The 15,876-nt window shown below is 33.5% G+C and carries 14 protein-coding genes and 1 tRNA gene; 10 read left to right on the top strand and 5 right to left on the bottom strand.

The window, feature by feature from the left end; translation table 11 throughout:
- Positions 1-83 precede the first annotated feature (83 nt).
- On the bottom strand, positions 84-254 hold the full coding sequence (locus ACYSNM_RS06710) for a hypothetical protein (RefSeq protein WP_461753208.1): 171 nt from the start codon (positions 252-254) through the stop codon (positions 84-86).
- 92 nt (positions 255-346) lie between these two features.
- Between ACYSNM_RS06710 and ACYSNM_RS06705 the strand changes: the two genes are divergently transcribed.
- The 3 genes from ACYSNM_RS06705 to ACYSNM_RS06695 all read left to right on the top strand — a co-directional run bounded on the left by ACYSNM_RS06705 (position 347) and on the right by ACYSNM_RS06695 (position 2,466).
- Positions 347-1,639 (top strand): NAD-dependent succinate-semialdehyde dehydrogenase, encoded by a 1,293-nt coding sequence (locus ACYSNM_RS06705; RefSeq protein WP_461756185.1) that lies wholly within the window; start codon positions 347-349, stop codon positions 1,637-1,639.
- A 27-nt stretch (positions 1,640-1,666) separates the two neighbouring features.
- The gene (locus ACYSNM_RS06700) at positions 1,667-2,305 is read left to right on the top strand and encodes a trimeric intracellular cation channel family protein (protein WP_461756184.1); all 639 of its coding nucleotides are present in this window, start codon (positions 1,667-1,669) and stop codon (positions 2,303-2,305) included.
- Positions 2,306-2,392: 87 nt separating this feature from the next.
- A tRNA-Asn gene (locus ACYSNM_RS06695) sits at positions 2,393-2,466 on the top strand.
- Positions 2,467-2,631: 165 nt separating this feature from the next.
- On the opposite strand, the gene ACYSNM_RS06690 is transcribed toward ACYSNM_RS06695, so the two are convergent.
- Genes ACYSNM_RS06690 through panC form a run of 3 tightly spaced genes read right to left on the bottom strand, consistent with a single transcriptional unit; the run spans position 2,632 to position 4,816 of the window.
- Positions 2,632-3,594 (bottom strand): lysylphosphatidylglycerol synthase transmembrane domain-containing protein, encoded by a 963-nt coding sequence (locus tag ACYSNM_RS06690; RefSeq protein WP_461756183.1) that lies wholly within the window; start codon positions 3,592-3,594, stop codon positions 2,632-2,634.
- Positions 3,595-3,604: 10 nt separating this feature from the next.
- Positions 3,605-3,955 (bottom strand): aspartate 1-decarboxylase, encoded by a 351-nt coding sequence (gene panD / locus ACYSNM_RS06685; protein WP_461753204.1) that lies wholly within the window; start codon positions 3,953-3,955, stop codon positions 3,605-3,607.
- Between the two features lie 12 nt (positions 3,956-3,967).
- A complete protein-coding gene (gene panC, locus ACYSNM_RS06680) occupies positions 3,968-4,816 on the bottom strand; it encodes a pantoate--beta-alanine ligase (protein ID WP_461756182.1) in 849 nt (282 codons plus the stop codon).
- A 110-nt stretch (positions 4,817-4,926) separates the two neighbouring features.
- Between panC and ACYSNM_RS06675 the strand changes: the two genes are divergently transcribed.
- The 7 genes from ACYSNM_RS06675 (at position 4,927) to ACYSNM_RS06645 (ending at position 14,351) form a co-directional block, all read left to right on the top strand.
- On the top strand, positions 4,927-5,730 hold the full coding sequence (locus ACYSNM_RS06675) for a glycogen/starch synthase (RefSeq protein WP_461756255.1): 804 nt from the start codon (positions 4,927-4,929) through the stop codon (positions 5,728-5,730).
- A 32-nt stretch (positions 5,731-5,762) separates the two neighbouring features.
- Positions 5,763-7,445: a DUF4270 domain-containing protein gene (locus tag ACYSNM_RS06670; protein ID WP_461756181.1), complete on the top strand. Its 1,683-nt coding sequence runs from the start codon at positions 5,763-5,765 to the stop codon at positions 7,443-7,445.
- Positions 7,446-7,457: 12 nt separating this feature from the next.
- Positions 7,458-9,302 carry a glutamine--fructose-6-phosphate transaminase (isomerizing) gene (gene glmS, locus ACYSNM_RS06665; protein WP_461756180.1) on the top strand — a complete coding sequence of 615 codons (1,845 nt, stop codon included), beginning with the start codon at positions 7,458-7,460 and terminating at the stop codon, positions 9,300-9,302.
- 154 nt (positions 9,303-9,456) lie between these two features.
- On the top strand, positions 9,457-10,968 hold the full coding sequence (gene atpD / locus ACYSNM_RS06660) for a F0F1 ATP synthase subunit beta (RefSeq protein ID WP_461753199.1): 1,512 nt from the start codon (positions 9,457-9,459) through the stop codon (positions 10,966-10,968).
- Between the two features lie 22 nt (positions 10,969-10,990).
- Positions 10,991-11,272, top strand: coding sequence for a F0F1 ATP synthase subunit epsilon (locus ACYSNM_RS06655; protein ID WP_461753198.1), 282 nt, complete (start codon positions 10,991-10,993; stop codon positions 11,270-11,272).
- A 96-nt stretch (positions 11,273-11,368) separates the two neighbouring features.
- A complete protein-coding gene (gene radA / locus ACYSNM_RS06650; protein WP_461756179.1) occupies positions 11,369-12,742 on the top strand; it encodes a DNA repair protein RadA in 1,374 nt (457 codons plus the stop codon).
- Between the two features lie 10 nt (positions 12,743-12,752).
- Positions 12,753-14,351, top strand: coding sequence for a DUF4139 domain-containing protein (locus ACYSNM_RS06645; RefSeq protein WP_461756178.1), 1,599 nt, complete (start codon positions 12,753-12,755; stop codon positions 14,349-14,351).
- A 56-nt stretch (positions 14,352-14,407) separates the two neighbouring features.
- Here ACYSNM_RS06645 and ACYSNM_RS06640 read toward each other — a convergent pair whose 3' ends face one another.
- A complete protein-coding gene (locus tag ACYSNM_RS06640) occupies positions 14,408-15,868 on the bottom strand; it encodes a lipopolysaccharide biosynthesis protein (RefSeq protein ID WP_461756177.1) in 1,461 nt (486 codons plus the stop codon).
- Between the last annotated feature and the right edge of the window lie 8 nt (positions 15,869-15,876).

The raw sequence follows: 15,876 nt of genomic DNA, 5'->3' as shown, positions 1-15,876 counted from the left end.
AAGGCAATCAGTATTAAACCTATCGTTAATAGAATAAGGTTTTTTTTCATTTATTTGTAAATTTACAATTAGTACTTTTGAAACTAGCCTGCTTTATTAAAAATATAGATTACAATTGGCATTGCAATCATTACCATACAAACGGATCCAAAAAAATACGCTGTTTGATCATTTAAAAAACCTAAAGCAAATAAGGTTATTGTAGCTATTAATAGTATAATACCAACAAGAAATATTTTTGTGTTTCTTTTCATAAGTGAGAATTTGAATCTGGACACTAAGGTAGTTTATAATCAATAATTGAACAAGAAAGTATGATAACTTTCTGGTCTATAAAAATTTATATATGCAAAAAGATATCCAAGCACTAGTGCAACAAGCAGATAACTCTTTTCTAAGTTGGAAGAAAGTTAATGTAGAAGAGCGAATTATTTATCTGAAAAAAGTTAAAGATAAGCTTTTAGAAAATTTGGAATACTACAGTGAATGTATGACAAAAGACATGTATAAGCCTATTTCTCAAAGTATTGCAGAGGTAAAGAAATGTGCTGTTTTAATTGATTATTACATAGAGAATTCTGTAGAAATTTTAAAGCCTAGAGATATTACTACCAATTGGTCCCAGACTTTTGTTTCTCATGAACCTTTAGGTGTTATTTTAGGGGTAATGCCTTGGAATTTTCCATTTTGGCAAGTATTTCGATTTGCTATTCCTACAATAGCCTCTGGAAATACTGTAGTTGTAAAACACGCAAGTAACGTTCCCTTATCTGCTGCGGCCTTAGAAGATTGCTTTACGATAGAGGGGTACCAACACCTTTATCAGAATTTACCTATTGCTGCAAGCCAAGTAGAACTGGTAATACAAAACGATAAAGTTAAAGGTGTTTCTTTAACAGGAAGTGAACATGCTGGTAGTTCAGTGGCGAAAAGTGCTGGGCAATATATCAAGCCAGTTGTGTTAGAGTTAGGAGGGAGTAATGCTTTTATTGTTCGTCAAGATGTAGACTTAGATGTTGTTGTTCCATTAGCTGTTGCAGCACGCTTTCAAAACACAGGACAAAGCTGTATAGCTGCTAAGCGTTTTATAGTACATAATTCAATTGTTGATGATTTTATCCAAAGGTTTTCAAAAGAGGTCAAATCCCTTAAAAAAGGCGATTTAATGGATAAGACAACTACAATAGGTTTAATGGCTAGAGAGGATTTGGCTATAGAACTAGAGCAAATAATGACTCAGTCTGTAAGTCAAGGAGCTAAAGTTGTTTTTGGAGGAAAGAGAGATAAAAATTGGTTTGAACCAACTTTATTAACAGACGTTACTTGTGAAATGCCTGCATTTACACAAGAAACATTTGGCCCTTTAGCAGTGGTAGTTGGGTTTGATGACTTTAAGCAGGCTATAAAGATGAGTAATGATTCTACTTTTGGATTAGGAGTTAGCGTTTTTTCTAAAGATGTAGACTTTTTAAAAAGCCAGGTTACTGAGTTTGAAGATGGGGCAGTTTTTATAAACGAAATGGTTATTTCTGATCCGAGAGTACCGTTTGGTGGGACAAAGCTCTCTGGAATAGGTAGAGAGATGTCTAAAGAAGGATTGCTTAATTTTGTTAACCAAAAGTCTGTTATTATAAAATAATTAAAGCTATAATAATGTGTTTTACTTATGTCTGATTCATTAATATATTTATGGGACTCTATCTATTTTGTAGATATAATAGAGTTTCTTGGTACTATTGCCTTTGCTATTTCGGGTGTTCGATTGGCTTCTGCTAAAAATGTAGATTGGTTTGGAGCTTTATTTATTGGTTTTGCCACCGCAACAGGTGGGGGGACTTTAAGGGATATTTTATTAGGACTAACTCCATTTTGGCTTCTGTCCTCTGTATATGTTTGGGGAACGATTATTGCTCTTCTTATTGTGGTGATTTTTTCTAAACAATTAATAAAGCTAAATAGTACATTTTTATGGTTTGATAGTATAGGGCTAGGTTTATTTGTAGTAGTAGGAACAGAAAAAACAATATTATTGGACTATCCTATTTGGGTAGTTATGATTATGGCAACCTGTACAGGAGTAGTAGGGGGTATTATTCGGGATATTCTAATCAATGAAGTTCCCGCTATATTTAGGCAGGAATGGTATGCAGTTACTTGTGTTTTGGGGGTATGTGTCTACTATCTCTTAACTTATTTGAGTGTAGACATCGTAATTGTACAAATTATTACAGCAACCTTTGTTTTTGTAATTCGCTTATTGGCAACTCGTTATAAATGGATGCTTCCAACTTTAAAACAAGAATGAAAAAATATGCATAATTGTTAGGTTTTTTCTTTGGCAAAGTAAAAAAAACGCCTATATTTGCATCGCAATAAAGGTAATACATCACCTTCCTCCTTAGCTCAGTTGGTTAGAGCATCTGACTGTTAATCAGAGGGTCCTTGGTTCGAGCCCAAGAGGGGGAGCAGAACAAAGCTAGACAGAAATGTCTAGCTTTTTTTTTGTCCAATAATTGGCTTTATATAGTATTGGATGAATTATTAAATACAATATAAAGAACCTCGTAGCCCAAGAAAGAGAGTTATCTTGGTCTATGAAATGTATGTAAATCGTTTAAAACTAATTTGTTTTTATTTCTTAGTATATACTAAGGGTAGAAGAAGAAAAGAAAGAGCACCTAAAATCACAACTATAGCGGTTTGCGTACTCCAAATTATCCATCCAAAAGAAGCAGCGTCTACTGCATCGATAGAGTAAAAGCGTAGTATTTCAGTAATTATTAAAGGGAAAGCTCCAATTCCTCCATTTGTAAAAGAAATGGCAAAACTACCTGCAACAAATGCTGCCATTACCGCTCCAATACTAAGGGAAGAGGTCTGCTCCAATGCATATGTAGCGCAATAGAAGGTTGCTATATAGCCTATCCATATTATACATGTAAGCAATATAAAGGCAAGCTTATTAGGCATAAGTAGTACACTTGAAACTCCCTCAATTAATCCGCTTATCTTTTTTTTAATAAAAGTGATTATTTTGTTTTCTATCCAGAAAAATAAGAACCACAATAATGCTATTATGAAAAATAATGCTCCGATGAGTAAGTAAATCTGCTCGTAGGAAATATATTTCCCCAAGAAAGATTTTAGTATATCAAATTGTAATAAAAGGGTAACACTTACACAAAGTAGTAAGCAAACTAAGTCGATGATTCGTTCTGCTATAATACTTCCGAATGCTTTGTCAAAGGGAACGGAATTGTATTTCTGCAATACTAATGCTCGAGATACTTCTCCTGATCTTGGAACAGTTAGATTAAGAAGGTAGCCAATACAGATGGCCATAAAGTTAGTGGAAGTAGAGCTAGTATAGCCCATGTGAGATAAAACGAATTTCCAACGATAAGATCTAGCCCATAAACTTAGTAAAGTAAATAAAGATGCTAATAGTATATAAAAATAATTCGCATGCTTAAAGTTGGATAAAATTTCCTTTAACTGTTGGTCAGTAAATTGGGTGTAGGCGTAAAAAACCAAAGACACTCCCAAAAGTAGTGGGAGTGTTATATTGGCTATTTTACTTAAATTCTTATTCAAAAAAATACGATTATCTTAGAGAATTATCCTCTTCATTAGGGAAAACGATAGCTGGTTTAAAGCTTTTAGCTTCCTCGAAGTCTAATATTCCATAAGAGATAATAATTATAATATCTCCTTTGTGTACTTTTCTAGCAGCTGGCCCATTAAGGCAAATCTCTCCACTGTTTCTGTTTCCAGGAATGATGTAAGTTTCAAAACGCTCTCCATTGTTCACATTAACAATAGAAACCTTTTCTCCCTCGATCATGTTAGCAGCTTCTAATAAAGCCTCATCAATGGTTATGCTACCAATGTAATTTAAATCAGCACCTGTAACTGTTACACGGTGAATTTTTGATTTTACTACTTCAACTTGCATTTCGCTATAGTTTTAGTTAAACTTTAAATTGTCAATTAAACGAATACCTTCAATATGTGCCACTAAAAAACCTCGGTAAGATTTACCTGTTTCTTTTTGGGTTGCAGTTAGTAAAGTTTCTTCCTCCGCTATTGTGAAGTATTCGAGCTCAAAGTTAGGATTATTTTTAAATTCATTGGCAACAAATAGGTTAACTTTATCAATACTTTCACTTTGGAAAATTTCTTTAGCTTTATTTAATACTTGATAAAGGAAAAGAGAAGAATCTAAGCCTTGTTTTGAAATTCGCTCGTTTCTTGAGCTCATTGCTAAACCTTCTGTGGTTCTAAAAATAGGTACACCTATGATATTTACAGGTATATTATAGTTTTTTACTAACTTTTTTATAATTAGTAATTGTTGAAAATCTTTTTCTCCAAAGTAAGCATTGGTAGGCTCAACTAATTCAAATAATTTTTTCACAATTGTTCCTACACCATCAAAATGTCCAGGGCGCTGAGCACCCTCCATTTGGCTTTCTAATCCGTCGAATGTAAAGTTTTGAGCCACAGCATTGTCGCTATACATTTCTTCAACACTAGGTGCGAAAATTACTATTTTATCAGATAAAGTAGCTATTGTTTGCATATCTCTATCCAATGTCCTTGGGTAATTTTCTAAATCCTCAGGATTATTAAACTGAGTAGGGTTAACAAAAATGCTTACAACTGTACAGTCGTTTTCAGCAATAGATTGTTGCATTAAAGATAGGTGACCTTGATGTATAGCCCCCATTGTAGGTACAAGACCTATTGTTTTTCTAGCCTGTCTGAAGGAGTTTAAATACTCCTGTAATTCGGCTTTTGTACTAAAAAGAAACATTAGCTTTCTGTTTAAAATAATGGCAAAATTAGTTATTTAGAAAATAACTCACTAAATTTTTGTAAATTTGCAACGTTTATTTATTTCACCCAAAGAAATTACGAATGAATATGAAAGAAAAGAGGATATTGTACGTATCATCTGAGGTGGTACCTTATTTAGCAGAGAATGAAGTTTCATTAATGTCTTATGATGCTCCAAAGATGATCAATGACCAAGGCGGGCAAATAAGAATTTTTATGCCTAGATACGGAAGTATAAACGAGCGTAGACATCAATTGCACGAAGTAATTAGATTATCAGGAATGAATTTAGTGGTTAATGACATGGATATGCCATTGATTATTAAAGTTGCTTCTATTCCTAAAGAAAGAATTCAAGTTTATTTTATCGATAACGACGAATACTTCAAACGTAAATCTACATTTACGGATGATGATGGAAATCTATTTCCAGATAATGACGAAAGAGCAATTTTCTTCACTAAGGGAGTGATTGAAACAGTTAAAAAGCTAAATTGGGTTCCAGATGTTATCCATGTACAAGGTTGGATGGCTTCCTTATTGCCAGTTTATTTAAAACATTACTATAAAGATGAAGCTATTTTTGGTGAAACAAAGATTGTTACATCTGTATTTGAGGAAGGTTTCGAAGGACAATTAAGTGATGAAATGAGAGCAAAAATTGCTTTTGATGGATTGTCAGAAGATATTATTGCTGATTTTGGCGAGCCTACTTATGAAAACATTATGAAAAATGCAATCATTAACTCAGATGGAGTTATTGTTGCTTCAGAAAAAATAGGTTCAAATTTAACAAAAATTATAGAATCTTCTGAAAAACCTTTTTTACCTTACGTGCCTAAAGAGGAGTTCGCAGAAGCTTATAGTGAGTTTTATAAGAAATTCCTTTAAAATTTTAACAAACCAATTTTGTATTAGAGTACATGAGCCAAAAAAATATATTTAAAGGTCTAGTCCTATCTCTAGGATTTTTTGCACTTCAGTCTTGTGATAGTGATTATACTAGTGCTGGTTCCGATATTATCGGAGGAGGGGATTATCCAGTGGAAACATATCTTGTAAAAGATATTAAAGCTTATAATCAGGCAACAGGTCCTGTAGAGGCAAATAAATTGCCAGAGTACAGTATAGGATCCTTAAGTGATGATTTTTTTGGGACAGTATCTAACAGCTTAGCCTTAGATTTATCTACAGACATTAGTGCTTTTACAAAATTGAATAATACCGCTGTATTTGATTCTGTTTACTTGTATATTCCTTTCTACAACGCTCTTCCAGAGAAGTTAGAGGAGGAAACTTACAATTATAAATTAGGAAGTGTGTATGGAGATGGTTCTTTTAATTTGAAAGTTTATCAAAATACTTATTTAATTTCCTTAGATAATCCAATTGCAGGAGGGTCTATCTATTTCTACAACAATGACTTTGGATTATTTGACAACAATAATACTGGGGTTGTTTTAAACGATTCTTATAAAGCTGTTCAAAACACACATGTTGAATTCAGTAAAGCCGCAATTAATATTTACAAATATGATAAGGACGGTAAGATTGAAAGAGATGAAGAAGGGAAAGAAATAGTTAAGGATAGACTTAGCCCTGGGTTTTGGATAGATTTAAATATGTCTTATTTCCAAAAATTCTTTATAGATAATCAAGCTAGCTTAGCTAATTCAGATTTACAGAAGAATGCCTTTAGAGGTTTATATTTGAAGGCTTCTAGTAATGGTTCTAAAGGAGCACTTGGATTATTGGCCTTAGGTCAAGGGTATTTAAGAGCTACTTATGAGCAAGAAGAAACTAAGACAGATGCGGAAGGGACAGAAACTAAAGAGAAAGTAAGAGGAGAAATAAAGTTTTCTCTAGCTAATTTTGCTGGATCTTCAAGTGGATCACTTGCTGCAACTAGTAATAATATTATCAGTTTAACCCAAAGTGAGAACGACCAATCTTACCAATCAAAGGTGGAGAATTCGAATAAAGACTTGGGAGATGATGCTATCTATTTAAAAGGTGGTGAAGGAAGTTTAGGAGTGATCGAATTATTTACAGAAGATGATTTTAGTGAGTTAAAGGCTCTACGTGACATGGATATCCTTGTTAATGATGCTTTTTTAACTGTTCATGTTAATCGAAATATCATGGAGAATTCTATAAATCCTCCAAGGTTATTTTTGTATAATTATGATGATTCTACAGTATTAGCAGATTTTGCTAGTGATAGTAGTAACGATAAGAGCTCCTACGGTGGTGAGTTTATTGCTGTGCAAGAAGTAGATGAAGAAAATCAAGATCAAGAAATTAGTAAAAGAGAGGTTTTTACTTATAGAATAAGAGTAAGGGAACATATTCAATATTTACTGCAAAGTAATATAGTGAGAAGCCCTAAGTTAGGATTGGTTGTAAGTAATGAATTTACGAAGACAGTAACTGAGTTTAAATTCATGAAAATAGAGACGCCAATCACTAATATCCCTCGTGATATCGCCACTATTCCTTCTTTTAGTATCACAACTCCTTTAGGAACAGTTTTACATGGAACGACAAATGGTGTGCCTGAAGAAAGTAAAATGCAATTAGAAATATTTTTTACCAAAATCAAATAACAACGACAATATATGTGTGGAATTGTTGGTTACATTGGGCATAGACAGGCTTATCCTGTTATCATCAAAGGCTTAACACGCTTGGAGTACCGTGGGTATGATAGCGCTGGATTAGCTGTATTTGATGGAGATAAAATTAATTTGTGTAAAACTAAGGGTAAAGTAGCTGATTTAGAACAAAAGTGTTCAGATCAAATCAAAAACGGTACTGTTGGTATAGGACACACACGTTGGGCTACTCATGGAGTTCCTAATGATATTAATTCACATCCACATTTTTCGAACTCAGGTGAATTAGTTCTAATTCACAATGGGATAATCGAAAACTACGATTCTTTAAAGCAAGAATTAATTAAAAGAGGGTATGTTTTTCATTCAGAGACTGATACAGAAGTGTTAATCAATCTAATTGAAGATGTACAAAAAACGCAAGATGTAAAGCTTGGAAAAGCTGTTCAGATTGCATTAAATCAAGTAGTAGGAGCTTATGCTATTGCTGTAATGGATATAAAGAAGCCAGATGAAATAATAGCTGCGCGACTTGGTAGTCCTTTAGCAATTGGTATTGGAGATAATGAATATTTCATTACCTCAGATGCTTCTCCATTTATTGAATATACAAATAATGCTATCTACCTTGAAGATGAGGAAATGGCTATTATTCGTTTACATAAGCCATTAATTATTAGAAAAATTAAAGATGATTCTTTAGTGGATCATTATGTTCAAGAGCTTCAGTTGAATTTGGAGCAAATCGAAAAGAATGGCTATGAGCATTTTATGCTTAAAGAGATTTTTGAACAACCAGAGGTAATTAAAGATACTTTTAGAGGTAGATTATTAGCCGATAAAGGGATCGTTAAGATGGCTGGGATTGAAGATAACATTGAGAAATTCCTTAATGCAAAAAGGATAATCATTGTTGCCTGTGGTACTTCTTGGCATGCTGGACTTGTCGCAGAATATATCATTGAGGAGTTTGCAAGAATTCCTGTAGAAGTGGAGTACGCTTCTGAATTTAGATATAGAAATCCGATTATAAATAGTGATGATGTAATTATTGCTATTTCTCAATCTGGGGAAACTGCTGATACATTAGCTGCTATTAAATTAGCAAAGAACAGAGGTGCTTTTGTTTTTGGGGTTTGTAATGTAGTAGGTTCTTCTATTTCAAGAGAAACTCATGCAGGGGCTTATACTCATGCTGGACCTGAGATTGGGGTTGCTTCTACTAAAGCATTCACTACTCAGATTACTATTTTGACCTTAATTGCTTTGCGCTTAGCTAAGGCTAAAGGTACATTGGCTAATTCAGAATATTTAAAATATCTACACGAACTGGAACTTATTCCAGAGAGAGTAGAAGAAGCTTTAACTCAAAATGAAGCTATATTAGAGATTTCTAAAGTATATAAGAACTCTAATAACTGTCTTTATTTAGGTAGAGGGTATAACTATCCAGTGGCTTTGGAAGGTGCTCTTAAATTAAAAGAGATCTCATATATTCACGCCGAAGGTTACCCTGCGGCTGAAATGAAACACGGTCCAATTGCTCTTATTGATGAGCATATGCCTGTTATTGTAATTGCTCCAGACCAGTTGCATTACGATAAAGTGGTAAGTAATATTCAAGAAATTAAAGCTAGAAATGGAAAAATTATAGCTGTAGTTACAAAAGGAGATACTCAAGTTCGCAATTTAGCGGATCATGTTATCGAGGTGCCTGGTATATCTGAGGCTTTAACGCCTATATTGGCAACTATTCCTTTACAGTTATTATCCTACCATATAGCAGTATTAAGAGAATGTAACGTGGACCAGCCGAGGAATTTGGCTAAGTCAGTTACTGTAGAATAAGAGGTATAAATGCGACCCTTTTTAAGGCGTCGCATTTTTTTATAAAAAATAAATTTTGAGGCTTTTTATATTACGATAAAAAAACTATCTTTGCACTCTGAAAAAGTAGTATTTTTCATTAAAGGTAAATAGCTGTTAAATAAATACATAAGCAATGTCTAAAGTTACAGGAAAAGTTGCGCAAGTCATCGGACCTGTTGTTGATGTAGTCTTCAACACAGAGAATTCCGAACTTCCGAGAATTTATGATTCATTAGAAATCACTAAACCAGATGGTTCTAAATTAGTACTTGAAGTACAATCACACATTGGAGAAGATACAGTTCGTACAATTTCAATGGACTCAACAGACGGATTAAGTAGAGGATATGAAGTTATCGCTACTGGATCTCCTATCCAAGTTCCTATTGGGAAAGAAGTATTTGGTAGATTGTTTAATGTTGTTGGTGACGCTATTGATGGTCTAGGAAACTTACCAAAAGACGGTGTTGCTGGTTTACCAATTCACCGTGAGGCTCCAAAATTTGAAGATTTATCTACTTCAACTGAAGTTCTTTTCACAGGAATTAAGGTAATCGACTTAATCGAACCTTATGCTAAAGGAGGAAAGATTGGATTATTCGGTGGTGCTGGAGTTGGTAAAACTGTATTAATTCAAGAATTAATTAATAATATCGCTAAAGGACACGGTGGACTTTCTGTATTCGCAGGAGTTGGTGAGCGTACTCGTGAGGGTAACGACTTATTACGTGAGATGTTAGAGTCAGGTATTATTAAATATGGTGATGATTTCATGACTTCTATGGAAAATGGAGGATGGGATCTATCTAAAGTAGATAGACCTGGAATGAAAGAATCTAAAGCTACATTCGTATTCGGTCAGATGAATGAGCCACCAGGAGCACGTGCACGTGTTGCTTTATCAGGATTAACTATTGCTGAATACTTCCGTGATGGTGCTGGTGATGACCAAGGTAAAGACGTTTTATTCTTCGTAGATAACATCTTCCGTTTTACACAAGCGGGTTCTGAGGTTTCTGCTTTATTAGGACGTATGCCATCTGCAGTAGGGTACCAACCTACATTAGCAACTGAGATGGGAGCGATGCAAGAGCGTATTACTTCAACTAAGAAAGGATCTATTACTTCAGTACAAGCGGTATACGTACCTGCGGATGACTTAACTGACCCGGCTCCTGCAACAACGTTTGCTCACTTAGATGCTACTACTGTATTATCTCGTAAAATTGCTGAGTTAGGTATTTATCCTGCAGTAGATCCATTAGATTCTACTTCAAGAATTTTATCTCCAGAAGTTTTAGGTGATGAGCACTATGATTGTGCACAAAGAGTAAAAGAAATCCTTCAGAAATACAAAGAATTACAAGATATTATTGCAATTCTAGGTATGGAAGAATTATCAGAAGAAGATAAATTAGCTGTACATAGAGCTCGTAGAGTTCAACGTTTCTTATCTCAACCATTCCACGTAGCGGAGCAGTTTACTGGTATCCCTGGTGTATTAGTTGATATTAAAGATACAATTAAAGGATTTAACATGATTATGGATGGTAAATTAGATCATTTACCAGAAGCTGCATTTAACTTAAAAGGTTCAATTGAAGAAGTAATTGAAGCTGGAGAGAAAATGAATGCTGAATTTTAATAATCACTAAAAAATATAGATCATGAAGTTAGAAATCGTATCGCCTGAGGCAACTTTATTTTCTGGAGAAGTTACTTCTGTATCTGTACCAGGAGCTGATGGAGAATTTCAGATGCTAAACAATCACGCTTCTATTGTATCTGTCTTAACTAAAGGTGAGATTAAGTTTACAGGAAGTAACATTTCTATAAAAGAAGCATTTAGTTCAAGATTTACTAAAGTTTCAAATGATACTTATCATTTACCAGTAAACTTTGGTACATTAGAATTAAACGATAATAAGATTATTATTTTAGCTAATTAATTAGTTAAAGACATATAATACAAAGCCGATTCATTTATGAATCGGCTTTTTTTTTTAAATTGCTTAAGAAAGTATAATCTATTAATATTTTAAGGGATGGCTAAAGTAAAAACAGCTTTTTTTTGCCAAAATTGTGGGTCTAAATATCCAAAATGGATGGGTCAATGTGGAGGATGTAAGGAATGGAACACCTTAGTAGAAGAAGTAGTTCAAAAAGAGCAGGCTAGTGGTTGGAAGGGAATTGCTACAGCAGGAAATAGTGGTAATAGGGTTGCTAAGCCAGTTTTAATACGTGAGATAGATGCAAGTGAAGAACAGCGCTTAGATACTTTAGATGGTGAACTAAACCGCGTTTTAGGAGGAGGAATTGTACCGGGGTCAATGATTTTATTAGGAGGTGAACCTGGTATTGGAAAAAGTACGCTTTTGCTACAAATTTCTCTAAAGTTACCCTACAAGGTTTTATATGTCTCTGGGGAAGAAAGTCAAAAGCAAATAAAAATGCGCGCAGAGAGAATTAATCCCAATAATGACAATTGCTTTATCCTTACTGAATCTAATACGCAGAATATATTTCGACAGATAGAGGAAATTAAGCCCGAAGTTCTTATTATTGACTCTATTCAAACTTTACATACCGATTATATTGAAGCTTCTTCTGGGACTGTCTCTCAGATTAAGGAGTGTACTGCAGAATTAACCAAGTTTGCAAAAGAAACGGGAACTCCTGTTTTAATAATTGGACATATAACTAAAGATGGAAGTATAGCTGGACCAAAAATGCTAGAGCATATGGTAGATACAGTCTTGCAGTTTGAAGGAGATCGTAATCATGTTTTTAGAATCTTAAGAGCAAACAAAAACCGTTTCGGTTCCACAGCTGAACTAGGTATTTATGAAATGCGTGGATCTGGTTTAAAGGAAGTTTCTAATCCGGCAGAAATTCTTTTATCTCATAAAGAAGAACAGTTATCTGGAACCGCAATTTCTGGGACTTTAGAAGGGATGCGACCATTAATGGTAGAAGTACAAGCATTGGTGAGTACTGCAGTTTATGGTACACCACAAAGAAGTAGTACAGGGTACAATCTGAAGCGTTTAAATATGATTTTAGCTGTTTTAGAGAAAAGAGCTGGTTTTCGTTTAGGACAAAAAGATGTGTTCTTAAACATCACTGGAGGTATTACTGTGGATGATCCCGCTATAGACTTAGGAGTTGTTGCTGCTGTTTTATCTTCGGATCAAGATATTCCTATAGGTCGAAATGTTGTATTTGCTGCTGAAGTTGGATTATCGGGTGAGATTAGACCTGTTAATCGGGTAGATCAACGAATTTTAGAAGCAGAGAAGTTAGGTTTCGAATATATTTTTATTTCAAAGTACAATAAAGTGAGTTATTCTGGGAAAGGAATAAAGCTTGTTTATGTTAGTAAAATTGAGGATGTAGTAAGTGCCTTATTTGGACGTTAATTATTTAGTTATGAGAAAGATTATTTTCACCTTTATAATGGTTTTATTAGGGCTACAAAGCGCAGTGGTTTTTGCCCAAAGCCAAGTAAAAGCTGTTGCATCTATACAGGATGTACGTGTCTATTTTAATGGTGCGGATTTACAGCATAGAGTCAAAGTTAAATTGCCTAAAGGTAAGAGCCAGGTGTTAATTAGTAATTTATCATCCTCCTTGAACCAAAACAGTATTCACATAGGTAGTAGTAAACCAGTTCATATTTTATCCAATGTATTTACAACTAATTATGATAAAGCTATAAAGCAAGGCTTAACAGGTAATACATTAACGGATAGTATTTATACTATTGGTCAAGAATTAGAACATTTGTCTATTTCAACGACTTCTGTAACAAATGCACTCAATATTTTAGATGCCAATCAGACTATTCCAAGTGGGAGTGGAACTAACTTTTCTGTAGAATTAGGAAACTTAGTGGATTTTTATACTAAAAAAAGAACCGAGCTTAGTTTAGAGTTAAATCAGAACATACAAAAGAAGATAGAGCTAGAACAATTGCTCTCAAGTTTGCAACTGCGATTAGAGGCAGGAAATGAACTAGGAAGTAATTATGGAAAAGGTCAAATCATTGTTCAAGTTGACAGTAGTATAGAACAAGAAGTTGTTTTTGATTTAAGATACTTTACTAATACAGCACAGTGGTTTGCGGCTTATGATTTAAATATTGAAGAGATAAACACTCCTATACAGGTAAATTATAAAGCAGGTATTAAACAAAATACAGGACTAGATTGGAATAATGTCAATCTTAGTTTAGTTAGTGGCTTTGCAAATCAAGATAACATTAAACCAGTTTTAGATACTTGGTTTATCGATTATAAAGAAAATATAGTAGAGGAAAAAGAATATTTTGTTGGTAGTTCTAATGCTTTTGCAAGGGCTAAAAGTGTAGTTAGTATGCCTGCAAATAATGTATTACAACCAAATGTAGCTATCAGCCAGAAGCAAATGAATATTGTTTTTGATATCAAGTCCTCTTCTAGCATTTTATCCGATTCTAAAACTCATTTTGTAAGTTTAGATACATTTGAGTTACAAGCTAACTACCAGTATTATAGTGCAGTAAAAGTTGACCCTAATGCTTATTTAGTAGCAAAAGTAAATGACTACCAGGACTATAACTTATTAAGTGGAAGTGCCAATGTAATTTTTGAAGGGTTTTATATTGGAAGTACCTTCTTAGATACCAATAATACTGAGCAGGCTTTAGAACTTAATTTGGGTAAAGACTCTCAAGTACAAGTTTCTAGAAGGTTAATCAGCGATAAGGCAAGTAATAGGGTGTTATCGAATCGCAAGAATGAAACTTTAGCGTATGAAATACTTGTTAAGAACAATAAAAAGCAAAGTATAGATATTTTAATTCAAGATCAAATTCCTGTGAGTAAGAATACGGATATTGAAGTAGATTTATTCAAAAGAGATCAAGCAGAAGTAGATGCGCAAAAAGGAATACTAAGTTGGAATTTGAATGTTAAGGCCAACCAAGTTTCTAAGGTGGATTTTGGTTATACTCTCAAATACAATATAGAAAAGGCTTTAAATAATTAAATCTTTACTTTTAAATACAAAAAAAGGACTCTAATTTAAGAGTCCTTTTTTTGTATTTATCTATTATTTACTTTTTTTCTCCATACAGGATATTGTTCCTTAAGGATAAGTAAGGTAAATAAAAGGATGAAAGTAATACCTATAAAATAATTTTCTCTGAAGAAATAAAAGTAGATAAAAGAAAAGCTAATCGAAGCAATTAAGTAACCACTTATAGCTTTTATATCATAGGGTATAGGATAGTACTTCTGACCTAGTAAGTAAGAAATGATCATCATCGCTCCATAGGCTATTAGAGTAGCTATTGCCGATCCAATATAACCAAGATAAGGAATCAATGCAAAGTTGAAAATAAGAGTTAATATGGCTCCTATAATAGAGATATATGCACCCATCATTGTCTTATCTTTTAACTTATACCAAACCGATAAGTTAGTATAAATTCCCATACATAAATTGGCTAGAATAATCAATGGTACAATGCTCATTGCCGCCCAGTATTCTGGATTTCTAATTACGAATATTTTTAATATATCTGAAAACACTACAATTACTAACATTATTAAACTTCCGAAAATGGTAAAGTATTTCGTAATTGTAGCGTATTTGATAGGAGCATCTGCGTTTTTGGCGTAGTTAAAGAAAAAAGGCTCAATACCAAGGGTGTAAGCTTGACGAAATAATACCATAAATAATCCAAGCTTATAGCAAGCTGCGTACTGACCAATTTGTGCTAATGCAACGTCTTTAGGTAAAAGTCTTTCCAATAATATTTTATCAAAACCTTCATTTGTAGCAAAAGCCAATCCTCCAATCATTATTGGAAAGGCATAGCGTAGCATTTTTTTAGTAAGGGTAATATCAATGGATAATTTTAGGCTAAAATATTCTTTAATAAAGAACAAAAAGGTCAATAAACTTGCAATTAGATTAGCTAAAAATAGGTAGGCAACTTGATAATCCTCTTTGTATATTTCTGTCCAAAAGGAAGCTGGGTTATTGGCAGCTACCTTTGGTAGTAGGTATAAAAAGAATACGTTTAATCCTGTGAATAATAGCACATTGATTATCTTTATACTACTATATACCATTGGCCTTTGGTTGGCTCTTAATTTAGCGAAAGGAATAATTACTAAGGTATCAAAGACTAGAATCCAAATAACATATTGAAATACTTGCTGGGATATATTTAATAAATCCGCCCAAAACTCCTGTGTAAATAAACAGATAGCTAAAAAGCAAAGTGTGGTGAAAAGTAGAAATAAAGTAGCTGTATTACTTACAGCTACTTTATTATCCTGCATGTTGTAAAACCTAAAAAAAGCTGTTTCCATTCCAAAAGCAAGAATCACATTGAAAAATGTAATAATCGCAAATACAACACTATATTGCCCATATGCTTGGTCGGGCATAAATTGTGTGTGAAATGGTACTAGGAAAAATCCTATTACCTTAGGAAAAACTGCCGCTAGGCCATATATAACGGTTTGTTTAAATATTTTTTTATAAATACTCACTTGCTCTA

It is taken from the genome of Myroides sp. LJL116 (genome assembly GCF_054871685.1).
This window is presented reverse-complemented; position numbering and strand designations above follow the sequence as displayed.